We start from the raw sequence: 16959 nt of genomic DNA on the forward strand, positions 1-16959 counted from the left end.
CGGCTCTCTGGAGCTGCCGCGCCGGCCCTCGCGCCTTCGGCGGCTGTGCGGCAGGGCGCCGGCGACGACGTGAAGGATGTCTGAGGCGTTGTGACACTTCTGTGAGGACGGACGCTGGTCACCATGGGGCCGTCAGCGACCGGAGGGCGGCTGACGGCCCGGACTCGCTGTAAACGGTGCGAACGAGGACAGTCTTGGGCCAGCGACGGCAACCCCGGCGCGTACAGTCGTACGACGGGGAATTGGGCGCGGCAGTCGCGCGGGCCCAGGACGGCGACGAGACCGCTTTCGCGGTCGCCTACCGGATCGTGCAGCCGGGCCTGCTCGGCTATCTGCACGGGCTTGTCGGCGACGACGCGGAGGACGTGGCGTCCGACGCGTGGCTGGAGATCGCCCGTGACCTCGGACGTTTCAAGGGAGACGGGGCCGGGTTCCGTGGCTGGACCGCGACCATCGCCCGGCACCGGGCACTGGACCATCTGCGCCGCCAGCGCGTGCGGCCCCGGGCGGGAGGGACCGAACAGGACGTACTGAACCTGCCCGGCCCGCACAGCACCCATGAACAGGCCCTGGAGTCCCTCTCCACCGAGCGGGCCCTGGAACTGGTCCGCGGGCTGCCGCGGGACCAGGCCGAGGCCGTACTCCTGCGGGTCGTCGTCGGCCTGGACGGTCCCGCCGCCGCACGCGTCCTCGGCAAGCGCCCGGGAGCGGTGCGCACTGCCGCCCACCGAGGCCTGAAACGCCTCGCGCGCCAGCTGGGCGTCGGCAGCGAGGCGGACGAGGGTGTGACGGATGAGGCTTACCAAACGCTGGGGGAGTCGAAATGAACGACGCCGGCGACAGTGGGCCGGCGGACAGGCACCAGGACGGGTACGCCGAACGAATCGAATCTGTCGGACAGGAACGGAAGCGGACGGAAACAGAAGCGGACGGAAACGGAAGCGGACATGGGTGAACGGCTGAGCGGCGACGGAGCTCCGGGCCGTCGACGTGTGCACCCTGGCACCGTGTCCGGCCCGTGGGACGTGCGGGACACCGCCACGCTGGAAACGGTGCTGGCCGCCGTCATACGCGGAGGCCATCTCGACCCCGAGGCCGAGCAGCGGGCCCTGGCCGGCTTCCGGGCCCCCCGCGGCGCGGGCGCGCACCGGGCGCGTACCCGGCGCCGGGACGACTGGCGGCTGCCCGCGGAGCGGCGTGCCGGGCGACCTGCGAAGATGACATTCGGCGTGGTGTTCGCCAGCCTCGCCCTGGGTGGTGTCGCGGTCGCGGCCATCGGTTCCGCCGGCTCGTCCACGGACGGTGCCGGTACCGGCCTGGGGGCCGCGCACCCGTCGGCGGTCGCCCCGGACCGGCCGGGCGGTGAGGCCTCGTCGGCGTCCTCCGGCGGCCCCCGACCGACGCACGGCTCGACCCCTGCCCAGGACACCGAAGCCCACTGCCGCGCCTACGAGCAGGTCAAGGATCGCGGCAAGGCGCTCGGCGCGAGGACCTGGCAGCAGCTCGTCGCGGCCGCCGGCGGGAAGGACAAGGTCGCCGCGTACTGCTCCGAGCAACTGGCGCGGGCGACGTCCGCGCCGAGCAGGCCGGCCGGCACGGGCAAACCCAGCAAGGGCGCCGCGGACGCCGGCAACGGCACGCCGGGGAACACCCGCGCCTCCGGCAACGGCGCGTCCGGCAACGACCCCGGCGGCACGGGCAACGCGGCCGGAAACGGCCGGACAGGCGGCGGCATGGGCAGCGGGAAGCCCAAGTAGCTTGGTTCCGATGCTCTTGAGGTGCCGCAGTTCCGATGCCTTGAACCGGTCCGCCAGGGGACTCCCCAAAGCAGGACCCGCCTCACGCAGGGTGTCGGCTCTTCGGGGGTCAGTTCGTGGCCGGGACCACGGTGCCGAAGGAGGCGGCGGCGATCTGCTGGACGTAGCGTATCTCGGTGCCGTTGAGGTTGGTCGGGTTGACGGAATAGACGATCTTGCGGGAGAGGTCGCGGGTGGCGAACACACCGCTGGTGTAGCCGGGGCGGGAGCCGGTCTTGCCCCAGACCACGACACCGTTGGAGGCCTTCACCCGCATTATGCCCATGGTCATACAGGCCCGGCCGGCGTCGGCCTCGGTGCGGCACTGGCTGCTGTGGAAGCTGGGGACGTCGGGCACGGTGAAGAGCTCGGCCTGTTGGGCCGGCGGGAGGAAACGGCCGCGGAAGAGGGCGGTCATGAAGCGGTCGAGGTCGGCGGGGGTGGAGATCATGCCGCCCTCCGCCCAGGGCCAGGGGCTCTGCTCGGTGACGTCCACCGGGTGCGTGGTGCCGTCCGAGGACGTGACCGTCAGGTAGCCGTGGGAGTGCGGGCCGGGCAGGCGCGGGTCGTCGGCATCGGGGACGTAGGTGTCGTGCAGGCCGAGGGGCCGGGTGATCCGGGACCGCACCTCGTGGGCGAAGGTGTGCCTGGTGATCTTCTCGACCAGCAGGCCGGCGACGTAGTAGTTCATCCCGTTGTACTGCTGCGCGGTGCCCGGCGCGAACTGCATCGGCTGGCCTGCCATCAGGTCGATCACCTGCTGCGGGGTGAAGCTCTTCAGACGGTTGGCGGCGAACCATTCGGGGCTGCCGTCGCCGAAGTCCGGGCCGGCGGCGCCGCGCGGCAGGCCACTGGTGTGGTTGAGGAGCTGGCCGACCTTGACGGGCGGCAGGTCGGCGGGCAGGACCCCCGGCAGATACTGCTGGACGGGCTTGTCCAGGTCGATCCGGCGCTCGGCGGCGAGCTGGAGGACGATGGTGGCGGTGAAGACCTTGGAGATGCTGCCGATCCGGATGTGCGCATTGGGCGGAACGCCCTGACCGGTCTCCAGGTCGCCCACGCCCGAGGTGCCCGACCAGTGTCCCGCGCTGCCGGTGATCCGCAGCAGCCCGCCGGTGACGTCCGCGTTCGGCAGGCCACCGATGGCCGCCTGGAGCTTGGCCGGGTCGAGCCCGGGCAGCGGCGCGCCGGTCGCGGCGGCGGTGGCGGTGGCGGGCGCTGGAGCCGGGGTGGCGGCGGAGGCGGGAGTGGCCATACCGGCGGCCAGGGCAACCAGCACAGCGCCGGACGCGGCCACGGTGGACCAACGGGTACGGGCAGCGGAGCAGTTCACAGTAAGGCTCTCCAAGGTGGTGGCGGTCGGACCGGTGGTGGCCCGGCCACGAGTCTCTTCCGACCCGACAGCCCAGCTCATCAGGGAACGTCCCTGAGCAAACCCTGACCGCACCCCGACACCTGACTGCGGGTCAGGCCCGATCAGGACGAACACCGCGACACTGCCGGCGATCCGGCGGGCGCGGCGGCCGGGCCCGCCTCCCACGTGTCTCTGGGGGTCCGGCGAAGGTGCGGGCCTTGGTGTTGTCCGAGCTGAGAGCAGACGCTCGACCTCACTGTCGGCGGGACGCAGCCGCCGGGTGACGTGCGGGCCGACGACCTGTGTTCGTCCCAGATGGAGAAGAGGGGGCCTTACCGGTCTCCTTGCCCTGGTGGAACGGCGTGCCATCGGGGAGGAGTCGGGCGTGGCGGCCCGGCGGGTCCAGGGGGACTGCGCCACCTGTATTGCGCACGCAGCATCGGCCGCACGCACCTTGCCGAGCCGGCACCTGGTACCCCTCTCCAAGGGCATGGGGGCGCTGCCGAACTGCCCAAGCCGACGCCGTACCCGATCCGTGCCCGTAAGGGCGGGCAACCACGGTGGACAGCGGTCCGAACGGACCCGCTCCCCCAGCCGAAAAGACGGCATACCTACAGGTCAGCCATCATGCCGCCCCTCAAGCGCCGTCGCTCGGGTCCGCGGCGCGTGTCCGCACTCCGCGGGGTGGGTACGAGCGGTCGGGACCGTCAGGCGGTCTCGCCCTGGTGGGTCCGGTCGGCGGGCGGTCTGCTGGTGTCGAGCCAGGAGCGGAGCGGGCCGGCGGCGTGCGAGGCGTCGATCGTGAGATGCAGTCGCGTCCCCGTCCCCGAGCGGCCCCCGGGATAACTCCGCTGCTCGTCTCCGGCGAACAGCAACCGGAGCGCGTCGGCGACACGCCGCGCCGCTTCGGGGTTCTCGGAGACCAGGCGGACCTCCACCCGGCCCTGCCCGTGGAGCTCGTCCGAAGATGCGGCACAGTCCGGTCGGTATGTGGCTTCGGATGTCATGGGGCGGAACCTGCCTCGGACCGGAGCGGCCCGTGTCTGCTGCGCGACGAGGACGAGACCGGTCAGACCACCGGCGTACGACGTGCCCTCAGTACTTCCCACCGTACTCCTGCGGGTCCGCATCATCTCCAGGGGCCGCGGACAGCGCGCGGACGACAGCGACGCGCAACGTGGGACGGGGCATCGGACGGCTCCTGTCGGAAGGGCTGAGCACGCATGCTCGCTTCCGCCGCCACCCGGACCCGGCAACGGTCAAGCGGCGAGGCGAGCGGCCGCGAGGCAGGTTTGCCAGTCTCGCACCACGGCCCGGCGTCCGTCCGGCCCCGTCCGCAGGGCCGCCCGGTCCCCGTCCGCGGGGCCGTTCGGCCCTACGGTCCGCGGGGCCGTTCGGCCCTATCCACCCCGTTCGGCGCAGTGGTCTTCTGGCGCGGCGGCCGGGTGCCCCCGCCTCCGCGACTCCCGTTCCCCCCGGACGGGAAAGGGGCCGGAGCACCCGGTACGCGCCATGAACGGCTCCGGCCCGTGCGGCCCGCACGGGCCACGTACAGGTTCCAGCGACCAGTTGGTCCTCCGGGAGGTTCAGTTGCGGCGTAGCTACGGCACGTTCTTCTTGGTGTTGGCGATCGTCGGCACGATCGGCTCACTCGCGTACCCGGTGTTCTATTCGTACCCGCACCGTTTTGACGCCGTGAAGGCCGCCGTGGCCGACCCCGGCGCATCGGTGGACACACCTTGGGGACCGCTGACCGCCGCCGATCGCGACCTCGTGGTGCGGGTGCGGCTCGCCGGGCTGTGGGAGATACCCGCGGGCCGGCAGGCGATCGAGCGCGCCCCCACGGAGGCGATCAAGGAGGCGGGCGACCATCTGGTGGCCGGCCACACCGACCTCGACAAGCGCGTCCGCTCCGTCGCGGCCGACCTCGCCATCGCGCTGCCGACCCAGCCTGACGCGCAGCAGCAGGGCTGGCTCGCGGAGCTGTCGGCGGCCCAGGGCGAGGACTACGAGCGGAAGTTCGCGAATCTGCTGCGTTCCGCGCACGGCAAGGTCTTCCAGGCAGTCGCGCAGGTGCGCAGCAGCACCCGCAACTCGCTGGTGCGGGAGCTGGCCACAGCCGCCAACCAGACCGTGCTCGACCACATCACGATGCTGGAGAAGACCGGAAAGGTCGACTTCGAAGCGATCGCGAACGACACGGCGCCGCTCTGACCGCCGGCCCGACCGGGCCTCCGCCGCCTCCGCCGCCGCCGTCGCCGGGAGTGCCGGCGGCCTCGGATCCGGACAACGTGCTGCGGTGGCCGGCCGGACAACGCGTTGGGGCAAGGGTCGGCTCAGAACAGTGTCTGCCAGTAACTCCACCAGCGGGTGGCGATCAGCATGACGACGGTCAGGTACCAGGTGACCGGCACCGCCCAGTGGAACTCCAGCACCCCGGCGACCAGCCCGCGCGGAGCACGGATGATCCCGTGCCGCAGGTTGTGCACGGTGGTGTACCAGAACAGGGCGATGGTGGCAGCCCAGGCCAGGCAGCACCACAGGCACAGCGCGCCGATCTCGTACAGCGCCTGGGTCATCAGCCACATGCAGAAGCCCACACCGAACACCGCGCCGGCGTTCAGCCCGAGCCAGAACCAGCGGCGGAAGCGGGCCCCGGCCAGCAGCGCCGCGCCGATCGTGACGACGACCGGGTACGTGAGCAGGCCGAGCAGCGGGTTGGGGAACCCGAACACGCCCGCCTGGGCGCTGCGCATCACGCTCGTGCAGGACACGACCGGGCTGAGGTTGCACGACGGCGAGAAGTGCGGGTTCTGAAGCAGCTGGAACTTGTCGAGGGTGATCACGAAGGAGGCGAGGATGCCGAGGGCACCGGCGATGATCAGCAGCCAGGCGAAGGCGCGACCGGCTCCGAATCCGCCTCCGCCTGCCGACGTCGTCTCCCGTCGGCCGCTGGCCTGCTGAGTTCTGGCGGTGAGGTGGTGCACGGTGGTGGTCTTGCTCGTCATCGGAGTCGTACCGCCTCGCCGGCGGTCCGGATCGGCTCCGGGCGCACGGTGAGCAAGGGGTGACCGCCGCCGCGCGGACCACGACCGCCGTCCCGCTGCGGGGCGCCGGGTACGGCCTCCCGGGCGGCCCCTTCCGGCCACAGCACCTCCACCGGGACGCCGCGGGCGCGGGCGTACGCCACCAGATGCGCGGTGGCGTCGCGGCCGCTGGACGGCGAGCCGTCCCACACGGCCAGCACCTGCCGGCATCCCGCGATCAGCCGCTCGTCCGCGCCGACGCACGCGTCCCGGTCGGCCGGGTCGTACGCCAGCAGGCGCACCTCCCCGGCCAAGGACAGCAACTCGCCGGCCGCCACCCGATCACGCTCCGGCGGCATCGCGGGGACCGCCGCCTGCGTGGGAATCACCACGACCAGCTGCCGCCCCGCCGCCCGCACCGCGCGCCCGAACGCCACCGGCACACCGGCGCCCGCCCGCACCATCCCCGGCACCATCCCCGGCACCGTCGCGAACAGCTGCTCCAGCCGTCCCCGCAGCTCGGACTCCACGAGCCTCAGCGTGTCCGGGGTCAGGTCGGCGTGCCCCACCGCCGCGATCATCTCCCCACTTCCCTTCCCGCCATACGACGCTCTCCTCTTCGTTCTCACACGGCCCGAACCGCGGGATCAGTGAAGTCAGTGAGCCCAAGGGGCGACAAGGGCCGAATGGCCCTGTTGGAGAGGGTTCGACGCCCTTTCCATGGGGGCCGTCAGACCTGTCGGCGGTCCCGGCCGCCCGGCAGAGCTGCACACGTGCACCACGTGTGCCCCGGTCGGAAGGGATCGGAAGGGAACCGCCGGGGAAGCGCCGGGGAAGCGCCGTCGCTTCCCCGGCTGAGAGCGCGCGTTCGATTCTCGTCACCCGCTCCATGACAAACCCCCGGGTCATCGACCCGGGGGTTGTGTGTCGTCCAGACCGGGGTCAGCCCCAGGTGGCCTTGAGCTTCGCGGCGTAACCCTTCGTGTAACCCGCCGCGTTGGGGTGGAAGATCGCGGTCAGGTTGGTCAGGTCGACACCGTTGATCCACGGGTCGGAGCCGCATGCCTCGTGGCCGGGGTCCCGGGGGCGAATGTCGGTCAGCAGGACGCGGGCGGGATGCTCTGCTCGTACTGGAAGACGTTGTGGGGGTCGTACTTCGCCTTGATCTTGCGCAGCCGGTCGAAGTTGCGTCCCCAGTAGGCGGTTTCCCAGTCCTGCGTCCCGATGTTCGGCACGTTGACGTAGGCGCCGTTCACATAGGGCCGCAGCGCCTGGCTGAACTCGGCGATCCAGGCCTGGGCCTTCGGGGTGATCTCGTCGCCGCTGCCTGATTTTCCACGAGTCCCCCAGCCGGCGCCGGGCTCGGAATAGAAAAGCGCGTCGCGATGCGGGAACGACGCGCCGCCGCGGGGCTCCCTCCTCACCGCCCCGCCGAAGGCCTGGGTGAAGAAGTTGCTGTCGTCCGAGGGGGCGTCCTGCATGAATGAGGCGATCAGGCTGATCGCTTTCTTCGGGAACGGCTCGGTGGTGAACTGGGAGAAGAACTTCCAGTTCGCGGGCTCGACCGCGGTCGGAATCTGGAATCCCGCATATACGTCGCCCCAGTTACCGACCTGCACCGAGACCTCGGGATCGCCGACCGACAGGATCGGGGCCAGCAGCTCCTTCGCCTCTTCCTCCGACCCTTCCGCGAGAACCCCGAACAACAGGATCGCGTTTCTGTGGATCTCGAGCTGGGTTCCGAGGCGGTCCTCGGCGCTCGGTGCCGTACGCTGCCATGCGTCGAAGACCCCCTGCAGGTCCCCGAGGCCTTCCCACGTCGCTTGCAGATAAGCGACGCTCTTGAGTGGAGCCGCCTTGTAGGTGAGTGAGGTGACGATCCCGAAGTTGCCGTTTCCCGCCCCGCGGAGCGCCCAGAGCAGGTCCGGGTTCTTCTTCAGGTCCGCCTTGATCACCTTGGCGCATTCGGCACCCGACGCGACGACGATCTCAGCCGCCACCAGGCTGTCGCAGGCCATGCCGAGGTAGCGGGTGAGGAAGCCGAAGCCGCCGCCGAGCGTCGCACCGGACAGGCCTACGCTGCCCTCCGTTCCGGTCGTCACCGCGAGGTCCTTCTTCGCGAGCGTGGTCACCGCTTCCAACTGGTTCAGCCCGGCGCCGACAGTCGCGATACGAGAGGCGGTGTCGATGTGGACCGACTTCAACTCGCTGACGTCGATCACGATGCCGTTGTCCACGTTCGACCAGCCCTCAAGGCTGTGGCCGCCGCTCCGCACCCGCAGCGCGACGTCATGCTGCCGCGCCCACGTGAGGGCGTTGACCACGTCCTGGGTCTTCTGGGCGTAGACGATGACCAGCGGATAGTGAACGAAGAGTTCGTCCCAGCCGAGGCTCGCATCCGCGTACCCGGGGTCGTTGGGACGGACGATGCGGCCGGTCAGCTTCGCCGGCTTGCATTTCGTGCTTTCGGCCCCTAGGGGCGCGGCGCTCGCACCCGGGGCTTCTGCGGCCGTAATCCCCGGGAGAACGACCGCGCCGGCGCCGGCGGCCGCCGTCGCCTTGAGCAGTCCACGACGAGAAAAATCGTGCATGGTCCGTATCCTCTCGACCGGGCTGCGCCAGTATTCGGCTAAGGCACACCTTGGCCGCCAGCCGGCTCGTTCAATCCTTTATGGATTATAGATGATTTCTGAGAGCTGCAGAGTAACAGGGGTGACCGCAACAGTATGGCCCGACACGCCAATTGAGGACGACGACGACTTGTTGAAGGAGGATATATAAGGGCGGGCATGAATGAGCCAAGTCGGGCGAATCCAGTGATGCCCTTACACAGAAACTCGGGAAGTGTTTCCATATTCTCGCTCAAGGCTGTTTCAAGGTCCCGTCGATCCATGGAAGTTGCTGATCGCGACGTCAGCGCCCACTACCCGGTCGCGGTGGGCGTCATAGGCGACCTCGCCCAGTCGCTGGACGCACTCGCGGCAGCACTGCCCGACGGACTCACCTACGACTCGGGAAGCAGCGAGAAGATCCGTACGCTGCTCGACGAAGAACTCCAGTACGGACGCGACAACGACGCGTTCCCCCTGGTGCCGCAGCGCGTGGTGACCGATGTCCGCACCGCGCTGGACCGCCACGACATCGTGCTCGCCGACACCGGCGCCGGGAAAATGTGGATGTCCCGCCTCTACCCCACCTACGAACCGGACACCTGTCTGGTCTCCAACGGCCTGTCCACCATGGGGTTCTCGCTGCCGGGTGCGATCGCCGCCAAGCTCGCCCGGCCGGACCGGCGGGTGCTGGCGATGATGGGCGACGGCTCGTTCCTGATGAACTCTCAGGAGCTGGAGACCGCCGTCCGTGAACGCGTCCCGCTGGTCGTCCTCGTCCTGGTGGACGAGGAGTACGGCCTGATCACCTGGAAGATGGAACTCGAACTCGGCCGCCACAGCCATACCCGGTTCACCAACCCGAACCTGGTCGCCTACGCCGAAAGCTTCGGCGCACGCGGCTACGCGATCGAAGCCGCCGACCAACTGCTGCCCGTGCTGCGCCGCGCCCTCGACGACGACACGGTCTCCGTGATCGCCTGCCCCGTCGACTACTCCGAGAATCTGCGTCTGACCGACAGACTGGGCGGTCTCCACGGCCCGTTCTGACCTCGCGCCCCGACCGAGTGCTCGCACACACCGTTCTGGGGGGACACCCGGGCCACGTCGTACGGCCGGGCCCGCTCCAGCGCCTGGCCGACCAGACCGTTCAGCGCCGTCAGCAGGGTGCGCTCACCGAGGCCCTGGGCGCGGCCGTCCGTCCGCCAAGGCCGGGTGGTCGGTGACATCCCGCCGCCGCGACGGTTTTCAGGACCGCCCAGGCCCTGCGGGGGGACGGGTCAGCCGGTTGATAAACCGCTGAGCCCCGCCCCCTACCCCCAGGGACAGCCGGGTTCCGGTTCCGCGAGCCGACCTGGCGGCTCGCGGCCTAGCCGTTGACGCAGACGTTGCCCGCCGCCGGGTTGAGCAGTCCGATGACGTTCACGGTGTTGCCGCAGGCGTTGACCGGGATGTCCACCGGTACCTGCACGACATTGCCGGACAGCAGCCCGCCGGAGCCCGTCGCGGTGCCGGATGCTCCTCCCCGGACGGTCAGGGTCGCGGGGTCCGGGGGATTCAGGCCGACCGTGGTGATCCCTTCAGGGCGGTTGACGTAGGTTCCCGCTTTGTCAGCGGTGACATTCACCGTGACCGTGCAGGACTTCTCGCCGGCGGCCAGATCGCCGCCGGCCAGAGCAACGGACGAGCCCCCCGGCGCCGCGGAGACCGTGCCGTCGCCGCAGGTCGTCGACGCATGTGCGTCCGAAGCCACCCTCACCCCCGCGGGCAGGCTGTCGGTGAAGCCGAAGTCGGCCTTCGCCGCCAGTTCACTGGTGTTCGTCACCGTCATGGTGAGCGTCGAGGTGCCACGCCTATCCATGGTGGCGGGGCTGAACGCCTTGTCCAGCTGTGGAGTCGCGTCCAGGACCCGAATGTTGTCGAAGGCGTGGTCATTACCGTTCCAGTCGCCTTGCCCATTGAGCATCTTGATGCCCAACTGGGTGCCGGTGAACAGTACGGCTCTGTTCCCGGCGAACGACCCGGCCCTGAGCTGATTTCCTCCGGGGTAGGGCTTGGAGTTGGGATCGGTGCAGGGATTGATGGGCGTGGTGAAGGTCGGGATGTCCGGACCGTCGTCGGTCAGATAGAACTTCAGCAGCGGCTGGGCCTGCAATTGGCAGTTGTCCGCCGCCGCGTCCACGGCGAAGGTGATGTAGCGGTTCGGCTTCGCGATCGGGATCGGCTGCTTGGTCCGGAACTCCACCATGTCGGTACCGGGGCTCACAACGAAGGTGTACGCGGACACCGCGTGGTTGGTCGGCGGATTCGTCCCGCCCACCTGCCCCAGCACACTGGCCATGCCCTTCAGCTGCGCCATCCCGACCGTAGTCGTTGCTTGGCAGTCCGGCTGATCAGCACCGGCCTGGCTGAGGACGATGCCGTTGCACTGTCCGTGGTCCAGCCACGGCGGGTCGGCCGTGTACGTCTCGTTCAGCGGTGGAGCGCCGACGTAGTTCTCCAGGAGAACCGGGGTCTTGCCGGCGTTTTCGAAGTCCTCCACGAACACCGTGACCGGGGCCTGCGGGACCCCCGGAGTGCCGGGCGCCCGATGGGCGTTCGCACCCGTCGGCACAACCAGGGGCTGGGCTTGAACGGCCAGCGGAGCACTCGCGATCGCGAACGCCACCAGGGGCACCGATGCGGTGCGCGTGCGCCAGGAAGGTTTCACCGCGGACATTGCCACCACCTCTTCTCCAATCACCATGGCGTACAGGCAATGGCGGGCACGGGTGGACATGGCACAAACATGACCGCTCAGACCATTTGCCATGCACCCCGAAAGGCAGGTCGACCGAATTCCAGCACACGCCCCGAAAACCAGACGACCGACGAGCTCGACGATTGCGCTTTTCACCGTTTCGGTCGAGCCGGAAATTGCCGAGCTGTACCGGGTCGGACCGGCCGAGCAAGGCGCGGGCAAGTATCTGCGCCGCTGGACGCTGTCCTTCCAGCGCCCGGACAAGCGGGCCGTCGAACAGGGCGCCGAAGCGGTGCGCGTCTGGCGTGAGGAGACGCGGTCGCGACTGCGACATCGTGGTCGGTGGTCGGTGGTCGGTGGTCGTGGTCGGTGGTCGTGGTCGGTGGTCGGTGGTCATGGTCAGTAGTGGTGGTCGGTGGCGGTGGTCGTGGTCGGTCGCGGTGGTCGGTAGCGGCGACACCGCCATGGAGGAGGCCACCTTCCCCACCCGCTTCGCACCGGCCGAAGCCAGGGGACCCGCCGACGGAAAGCGCGGAGCCCCGGGACGCGCGGTGCGTCCCGGGGCTCCGACGGGCCGGGCCGGTCAGCGGGTGATCATGACCGCGTCCAGGTGCACCGTGGCGCGGCCGGCCTTGCTGCCGGACAGCACCCGGAGCTGCACCTTGTGATTCGTGATCTTCGTACCGAGCGTGTACGAGAACACCGCCTTCCGGTAGCCGGTGGCCGAGGCGTAGGTGTTCACCGTGCCCACCGTGGTCCCGTCCACCACCACCGCGAAGCGGCCACCGTCGGCCCTGCGTGTCGCGACGATCCGCAGCTCGGTGCCGTCCGCCGTGAAGGACACGGTGGCGCCCGGCGTCGCGGACACCCGCTCGGTCTTCGACCAGGCCGAGTTCACCGACGACGACGCCCAGGTGCCCTTGTAGGTCAGCGCCGAGGACCGGTCGTCGACCGGGATGCCGCCGGCCGCCGCGGCGCTCCACGTCCCAGCCGCCTCTTTCGACCACGGTGCGCACCGCCCGGGCCGCATGCCGCTCGTCCGCGCGCATGCCGGCCGACCCCGAGACGGGGGTTGCCCGAAGACGCTCATGCGCCGAGCGCAGTCTCATCCGCGACGGAGTCCGGTGGCTCAGGTCGATGTCACGCCGCCCCGAGCTGGTCCAGCGGCTTCAACAGGCTGTCCGAAAGCCATACTTGATCTTACGGGGATCGTCCCGTGGTGACCTGATTCGGGAGAGGCAGCGTCAAGTGAGCGGCGTCAGCAGGGAACTGGGGAAGGTCGAAGTGAAACTCAAGTGGGACCCGAGTCCCTGGAGTCGACCGCCCCATCATCTCGACGTCATCGCCACGACCTACTCGGCGGACGATCCCTGCGGACGGCCGGTGTACGTCGTCCACTTCGACAGCCGCTCACCGGACGGCACCATCAACATGCCCAGGCACAGCGAGACCGGTCAGGGCTTCGGATTCGTCGAGGTGATGGTCCTGGAGCTCGACCGCCTGGCTTCCTCGTTCGCGCGGGTGGTCGTGGGTGTGGCGATCCATCAGAACCACGGCCCCAAAACCTTCGGCGACATATCGAACGCGGGGGTACTGGTCGTCAAGGGCTACAGCGAGCTGCTGGCCGACGACTTCGCGCGGGTCGCCGGATCCACCGCCGCGACGGTCGCGGAGTTCACCAGGGATGTCTCCGGAACGTGGGAGTTTCACGAGATGATCCGAGGCTTCGACAGCGACCCGGTGGTCTTCACAGCGGAGATGGGCAGCACCCCACAGCCCTGACCGGGGGCCTTCGCGGGCGAGGCCGAGGGTGCACCGTCCCGTGCGGCCGCCGTTCGGACCCGCCGTTCGGACCCCCCGATTGGACAGTCCGTCACATTACTGAACCGTAACCTACCGAGTGCTACCACGAGTAACTTACCGGTAGGTAGGGTCCTCCCGAACTACTTCAAGCGGCGCGGGCAAGCCCGTGGGACGCGTGTGCGACACCGTGCCGCCGTAGCTCCGCACCTCTGTGTCCGGGCCGGCTTGGAGCGCCCGACACGGAGGCTGCTTCCTGCCGGCCGCTCCACAGGAGGTTCGCCATGCCCGCACGCAGACGGCTCCTGGCCGCAGCAGTCACCGCTGCCGCCTGCCTCGGCGCCCAGGCGCTCTCGGACACCGCCGCCACGGCGGCGGACGAGGTCGTGTCCCGAGGCGTCACCATCCCCGCGTTCTACAACCCACCCGCCACCCTGCCCGCCGCCGACGGCGCCCTCGTCCGCAGCGAGCCCCTCCCGCTGGCCGTCAGTCTGCCCAGCCTCCACGGGCCGCTGCCGGGCCGCGCGACCCGTCTGATGTACAAGTCCACCGACTCGGCGGGTCAGCCGATGGCGGTCACCGGCGCGTACATCGAACCGACGGCCGACTGGACGGGCGACGGACCGCGGCCCCTGGTCGCGGTGGCACCCGGCACCATGGGACAGGGCGACCAGTGCGCCGCGTCCCTCGGCCTGGAGAACCCGCTGGAACTGGGCGGCCAGACCGTGTCGGTCGGTTATGAGGACGTGGCGATCTACCGTCTCCTCGCGTCCGGCGCGGCGGTGGTCGTCACCGACTACGCCGGACTCGGCACGACGGACCGGCTGCACACCTATGTCAACCGTGTCGACGAGGCACACGCGGTCCTGGACGCCGTCCGCGCCGCCCGCTCGCTCGACGGCACGTCGATCACCGCCGACTCCCGGGTCGGGCTCTTCGGCTACAGCCAGGGCGGCGGAGCGACCGCCGCGGCCGCCGAACTCCAGTCCTCCTACGCGCCCGACGTCACCCTCGCCGGGACATACGCCGGCGCACCGCCCGCAGACCTGACCTCCGTCACCAAGGCCATCGACGGCAGCGAACTGGCCGGCGCGCTGGGCTGGTCGCTCAACGGCTTCCTCCAGTCCGACCCGTCGCTGAAGCCCATCGCCGAGGCGCATCTGAACGCCGCGGGCAAGGCGGCCCTCGCCGACCTGTCGACGATGTGCGTCGGCGACGCCCTCATCGGCTACGGCTACGCGAAGAGCACCCAGTGGACGACCGACGGACGGTCCCTCAGCGACATCATCGCCGCCACGCCCACGCTCCAGGCGTTCCTGGACAGCCAACGCATCGGCACGCTGAAACCGGCCGGCCCCGTCCGCCTGGCGACGGGCATCAGCGACAACCTCGTCCCGCACGCCCAGGCCCGCGGGCTCGCAGTCGACTGGTGCCGAAAGGGCGCCGACGTCACGTACAAGGCCGTGGTGCTGCCCAGCGTCGGCAGCGCCCTTCTCAACCACTTCGCCCCGCTGCTCACCGACCAGGGCGACGCCGTCGCGTGGCTGACCGACCGGCTGTCCGGCAAGCGGGCCACCTCCAACTGCTGGAGCATGCCCGCACAGCCCTGACCGGCCGTTCGTCACCCCTCGGGCCGCGATCCGGCCGACCTGGGCCGTCCCCGGCGCGTGACGTCGGACGCCGGGGACGGAGCGTCGCGGGGCCGTTCTTCAGCCTTGGCCTCGGGGATAGGCCCCGGCTGCCGCGTACAGGTGTTCGCCACGGTAGTCCTGTTGCCAGGTGGTGGGGATGCCGAGGGCGGTGGGGGCATCGGCGATCCCGGCACCGGTGCGGGCCGGGTCGGCGCCGGGCAGGGGGCGGCAGGCGGTCCGCAGCAGGGTGTGCAGACGGTCGGCGCGGGCCCGGGTGCGCGGGACGGCCTGGGTGCGCAGGTGGTCGTGGTGCGCCAGCAGCAGCGCCGCGAGTCCCGTGACGTGGGACGCGGCGATCGCGGTGCCGTCGGCGGGGGTGTAGCCGTCGCCGAGGCCGGTGGTGATCACCGCCGCGCCGGGGGCGACCAGGTCGACGCCGGGTCCTGCGGGGGTGAACGGGGCCGGATAGGGCCCAGGCCAGGGCGGTTCTACGGCCGCGAGGGGGCTGCCCGCGGGGTAGGTGCCGGTGTGGGCGATCGCCCCTACCGCCAGGACGCCGGGCAGGGCGGCGGGGTGGGCGACCGGGCCGGTGGTGTCGCCGGCCGGGGCGATGACGGTGATGCCCGCGGCGTGCGCGTCCAGCAGCTTCCACGCGACCAGTTGGGAAGGGGCCTGGTAGGCGAGACTGACCTGGGCGACGTCGATGTCGTGGGCGACGCAGTAGTCGATCGCCTGCAGCAGGTCGCTGACGTGCCCGCCGGGGAAAAGTTTGAGGGCGTGGAGCTCGGCTTCCGCCGCGATCCCGGTGATACCGGCGCGGTTGTCGGCCGCGGCGATGATCCCGGCGCACCATGTGCCCCGGCCGGTGACGTCCATGCCCCATGTGCCGTTTCCGGAGCCGGTGAAGTCATGGCCGTACCGGACGGTGTCCTTCAGGTCGGGGTGGGCGGTGTTCACGCCGGAGTCGAGGAGGGCGACACGGATGCCGTGGCCGCGATAGGTCGGGGGGATCTGGTTAAGTCGCATGGCCTGGACTCCCCAGCCGCTCACCGCCCGGCCGGGAAAGCCCTCGAACGTCTCGGACAGGGCCTGCACCTCGACCACGGCCTCTCCGCCGTTCGTGGGGCGGGGGCTGCCGGTTCGCAGCGGCCAGTACCCGCCCACCGGCCGCACATATACGCCCTGAAGGGTGTCAGGGGTGTCCGCGGTCAGGGCGAGGGTCACCCGGCCGTCCCGGTCGGTGACCCCGTGCACGGTCGCGCCGGTGCCGATCGCCCACACGTACGCGCCGGGAACCGCCTCCCCGTCGCCGCCCCTGACCCGCACGGTGAGGTGCTCGGGCTCCTCCAGCACGACGGCCAGTGCCGGATCCATCACGGACACGGTCGTGCCGACTCCGCCGCCGGCCGATGGGGTGGGCGTGTAGGAGAGGGCCTGGTCGATCTCCACGACGACCTGCGGGTTCGCCGCCAGGGCGCGGGCCCGTTCGTCGGGCATCGCGACCACCGCGACCGGCGGGCACGCGAGATGCGGCTCGGCGATCGCCCCGAGCCCCCGTGAGCGTGACGGCCATACCTGTGCCAGAGGTTCCACGTCGGGGTCCTCCTCCAGCAGCGCGAACAGCACGGCGGCCTCGATCGGCGCCACCCCACCGCGCAGCAGGCCCAACGGCCGCGGCGCCACCAGATACCGGCCCCACCCGGCCCGCGCACCCCGCCCCGGCACACGGGATTCGGGTCGCTCGTGCCGTTCGTCGTCCACACCGCGCGGCTCGCTCGCGGCCGACTGCTGTTTGCCCGCCGCTCCCTGCGCGCCCTGGGACTTCGCGCCCTTGCCTCCGTTGCCCGGCTTCATACCGCCGGCGCCCTGCTCACTCATCAGCCAACCGCCATCTCAGACTCAAAAGGTCGTTACGCGTCCTGGATCTTCCGTTGTTGCCGGTGAGAGCGGGGGTGTCCCCGCTCCCACCGGCGGCCCGCCGCCCGGAGCCTCGAACCGGGCGG

14 protein-coding genes and 1 pseudogene are annotated in these 16959 nt (G+C 70.5%); 7 read left to right on the plus strand and 8 right to left on the minus strand.

Going from position 1 to position 16959, the window contains the following annotated elements; translation table 11 throughout:
* The first annotated feature begins 194 nt into the window (after positions 1–194).
* Together OG747_RS20870 and OG747_RS20875 are read left to right on the plus strand one after the other, a co-directional pair.
* Positions 195–827: an RNA polymerase sigma factor gene (locus OG747_RS20870; protein ID WP_405880842.1), complete on the plus strand. Its 633-nt coding sequence runs from the start codon at positions 195–197 to the stop codon at positions 825–827.
* Positions 828–1007: 180 nt separating this feature from the next.
* Positions 1008–1757: a hypothetical protein gene (locus OG747_RS20875; protein ID WP_405880843.1), complete on the plus strand. Its 750-nt coding sequence runs from the start codon at positions 1008–1010 to the stop codon at positions 1755–1757.
* 109 nt (positions 1758–1866) lie between these two features.
* Here OG747_RS20875 and OG747_RS20880 read toward each other — a convergent pair whose 3' ends face one another.
* Positions 1867–3129 carry a serine hydrolase domain-containing protein gene (locus OG747_RS20880; protein WP_405880844.1) on the minus strand — a complete coding sequence of 421 codons (1263 nt, stop codon included), beginning with the start codon at positions 3127–3129 and terminating at the stop codon, positions 1867–1869.
* Positions 3130–3857: 728 nt separating this feature from the next.
* Positions 3858–4259 carry a hypothetical protein gene (locus OG747_RS20885; protein WP_405880845.1) on the minus strand — a complete coding sequence of 134 codons (402 nt, stop codon included), beginning with the start codon at positions 4257–4259 and terminating at the stop codon, positions 3858–3860.
* Between the two features lie 481 nt (positions 4260–4740).
* On the opposite strand from OG747_RS20885, the gene OG747_RS20890 reads away from it, so the two are divergent.
* Positions 4741–5364: a DUF4142 domain-containing protein gene (locus tag OG747_RS20890; RefSeq protein ID WP_405880846.1), complete on the plus strand. Its 624-nt coding sequence runs from the start codon at positions 4741–4743 to the stop codon at positions 5362–5364.
* A gap of 122 nt (positions 5365–5486) precedes the next feature.
* Here the strand turns inward: OG747_RS20890 and OG747_RS20895 are convergent, their stop codons facing one another.
* The 3 genes and pseudogenes from OG747_RS20895 to OG747_RS20905 form a co-directional block, all read right to left on the minus strand.
* Positions 5487–6158, minus strand: coding sequence for a vitamin K epoxide reductase family protein (locus OG747_RS20895; RefSeq protein ID WP_405880847.1), 672 nt, complete (start codon positions 6156–6158; stop codon positions 5487–5489).
* A gap of 107 nt (positions 6159–6265) precedes the next feature.
* Positions 6266–6757: pseudogene (locus tag OG747_RS20900) on the minus strand (hypothetical protein); the annotation flags it as partial.
* Between the two features lie 516 nt (positions 6758–7273).
* Complete coding sequence (locus tag OG747_RS20905) at positions 7274–8767, minus strand: FAD-binding oxidoreductase (protein ID WP_405880849.1); 1494 nt, start codon at positions 8765–8767, stop codon at positions 7274–7276.
* Between the two features lie 300 nt (positions 8768–9067).
* Here OG747_RS20905 and OG747_RS20910 point away from each other — a divergent pair, with 300 nt between their 5' ends.
* Positions 9068–9835, plus strand: coding sequence for a thiamine pyrophosphate-dependent enzyme (locus OG747_RS20910; RefSeq protein ID WP_405880850.1), 768 nt, complete (start codon positions 9068–9070; stop codon positions 9833–9835).
* A 319-nt stretch (positions 9836–10154) separates the two neighbouring features.
* On the opposite strand, the gene OG747_RS20915 is transcribed toward OG747_RS20910, so the two are convergent.
* The gene (locus OG747_RS20915; RefSeq protein WP_405880851.1) at positions 10155–11597 is read right to left on the minus strand and encodes a chaplin; all 1443 of its coding nucleotides are present in this window, start codon (positions 11595–11597) and stop codon (positions 10155–10157) included.
* On the opposite strand from OG747_RS20915, the gene OG747_RS20920 reads away from it, so the two are divergent.
* Positions 11596–11931 (plus strand): winged helix-turn-helix domain-containing protein, encoded by a 336-nt coding sequence (locus tag OG747_RS20920; protein ID WP_405880852.1) that lies wholly within the window; start codon positions 11596–11598, stop codon positions 11929–11931. The two genes, OG747_RS20915 and OG747_RS20920, sit on opposite strands and share 2 nt — an antisense overlap.
* 177 nt (positions 11932–12108) lie before the next feature.
* On the opposite strand, the gene OG747_RS20925 is transcribed toward OG747_RS20920, so the two are convergent.
* Entirely contained in the window at positions 12109–12555 is a 447-nt protein-coding gene (locus OG747_RS20925) for a hypothetical protein (RefSeq protein ID WP_405880853.1), read from the minus strand.
* Between the two features lie 218 nt (positions 12556–12773).
* On the opposite strand from OG747_RS20925, the gene OG747_RS20930 reads away from it, so the two are divergent.
* Together OG747_RS20930 and OG747_RS20935 are read left to right on the plus strand one after the other, a co-directional pair.
* Positions 12774–13307, plus strand: a complete 534-nt coding sequence (locus OG747_RS20930; RefSeq protein ID WP_405880854.1) for a TerD family protein — start codon at positions 12774–12776, stop codon at positions 13305–13307.
* A gap of 302 nt (positions 13308–13609) precedes the next feature.
* Complete coding sequence (locus OG747_RS20935) at positions 13610–14935, plus strand: alpha/beta fold hydrolase (RefSeq protein WP_405880855.1); 1326 nt, start codon at positions 13610–13612, stop codon at positions 14933–14935.
* 99 nt (positions 14936–15034) lie between these two features.
* Here the strand turns inward: OG747_RS20935 and OG747_RS20940 are convergent, their stop codons facing one another.
* A complete protein-coding gene (locus tag OG747_RS20940; protein WP_405880856.1) occupies positions 15035–16834 on the minus strand; it encodes a S8 family serine peptidase in 1800 nt (599 codons plus the stop codon).
* Positions 16835–16959: the final 125 nt, after the last annotated feature.

It is taken from the genome of Streptomyces sp. NBC_01384 (genome assembly GCF_045040035.1).
In the GTDB taxonomy this organism is placed as follows: Bacteria; Actinomycetota; Actinomycetes; order Streptomycetales; family Streptomycetaceae; genus Streptomyces.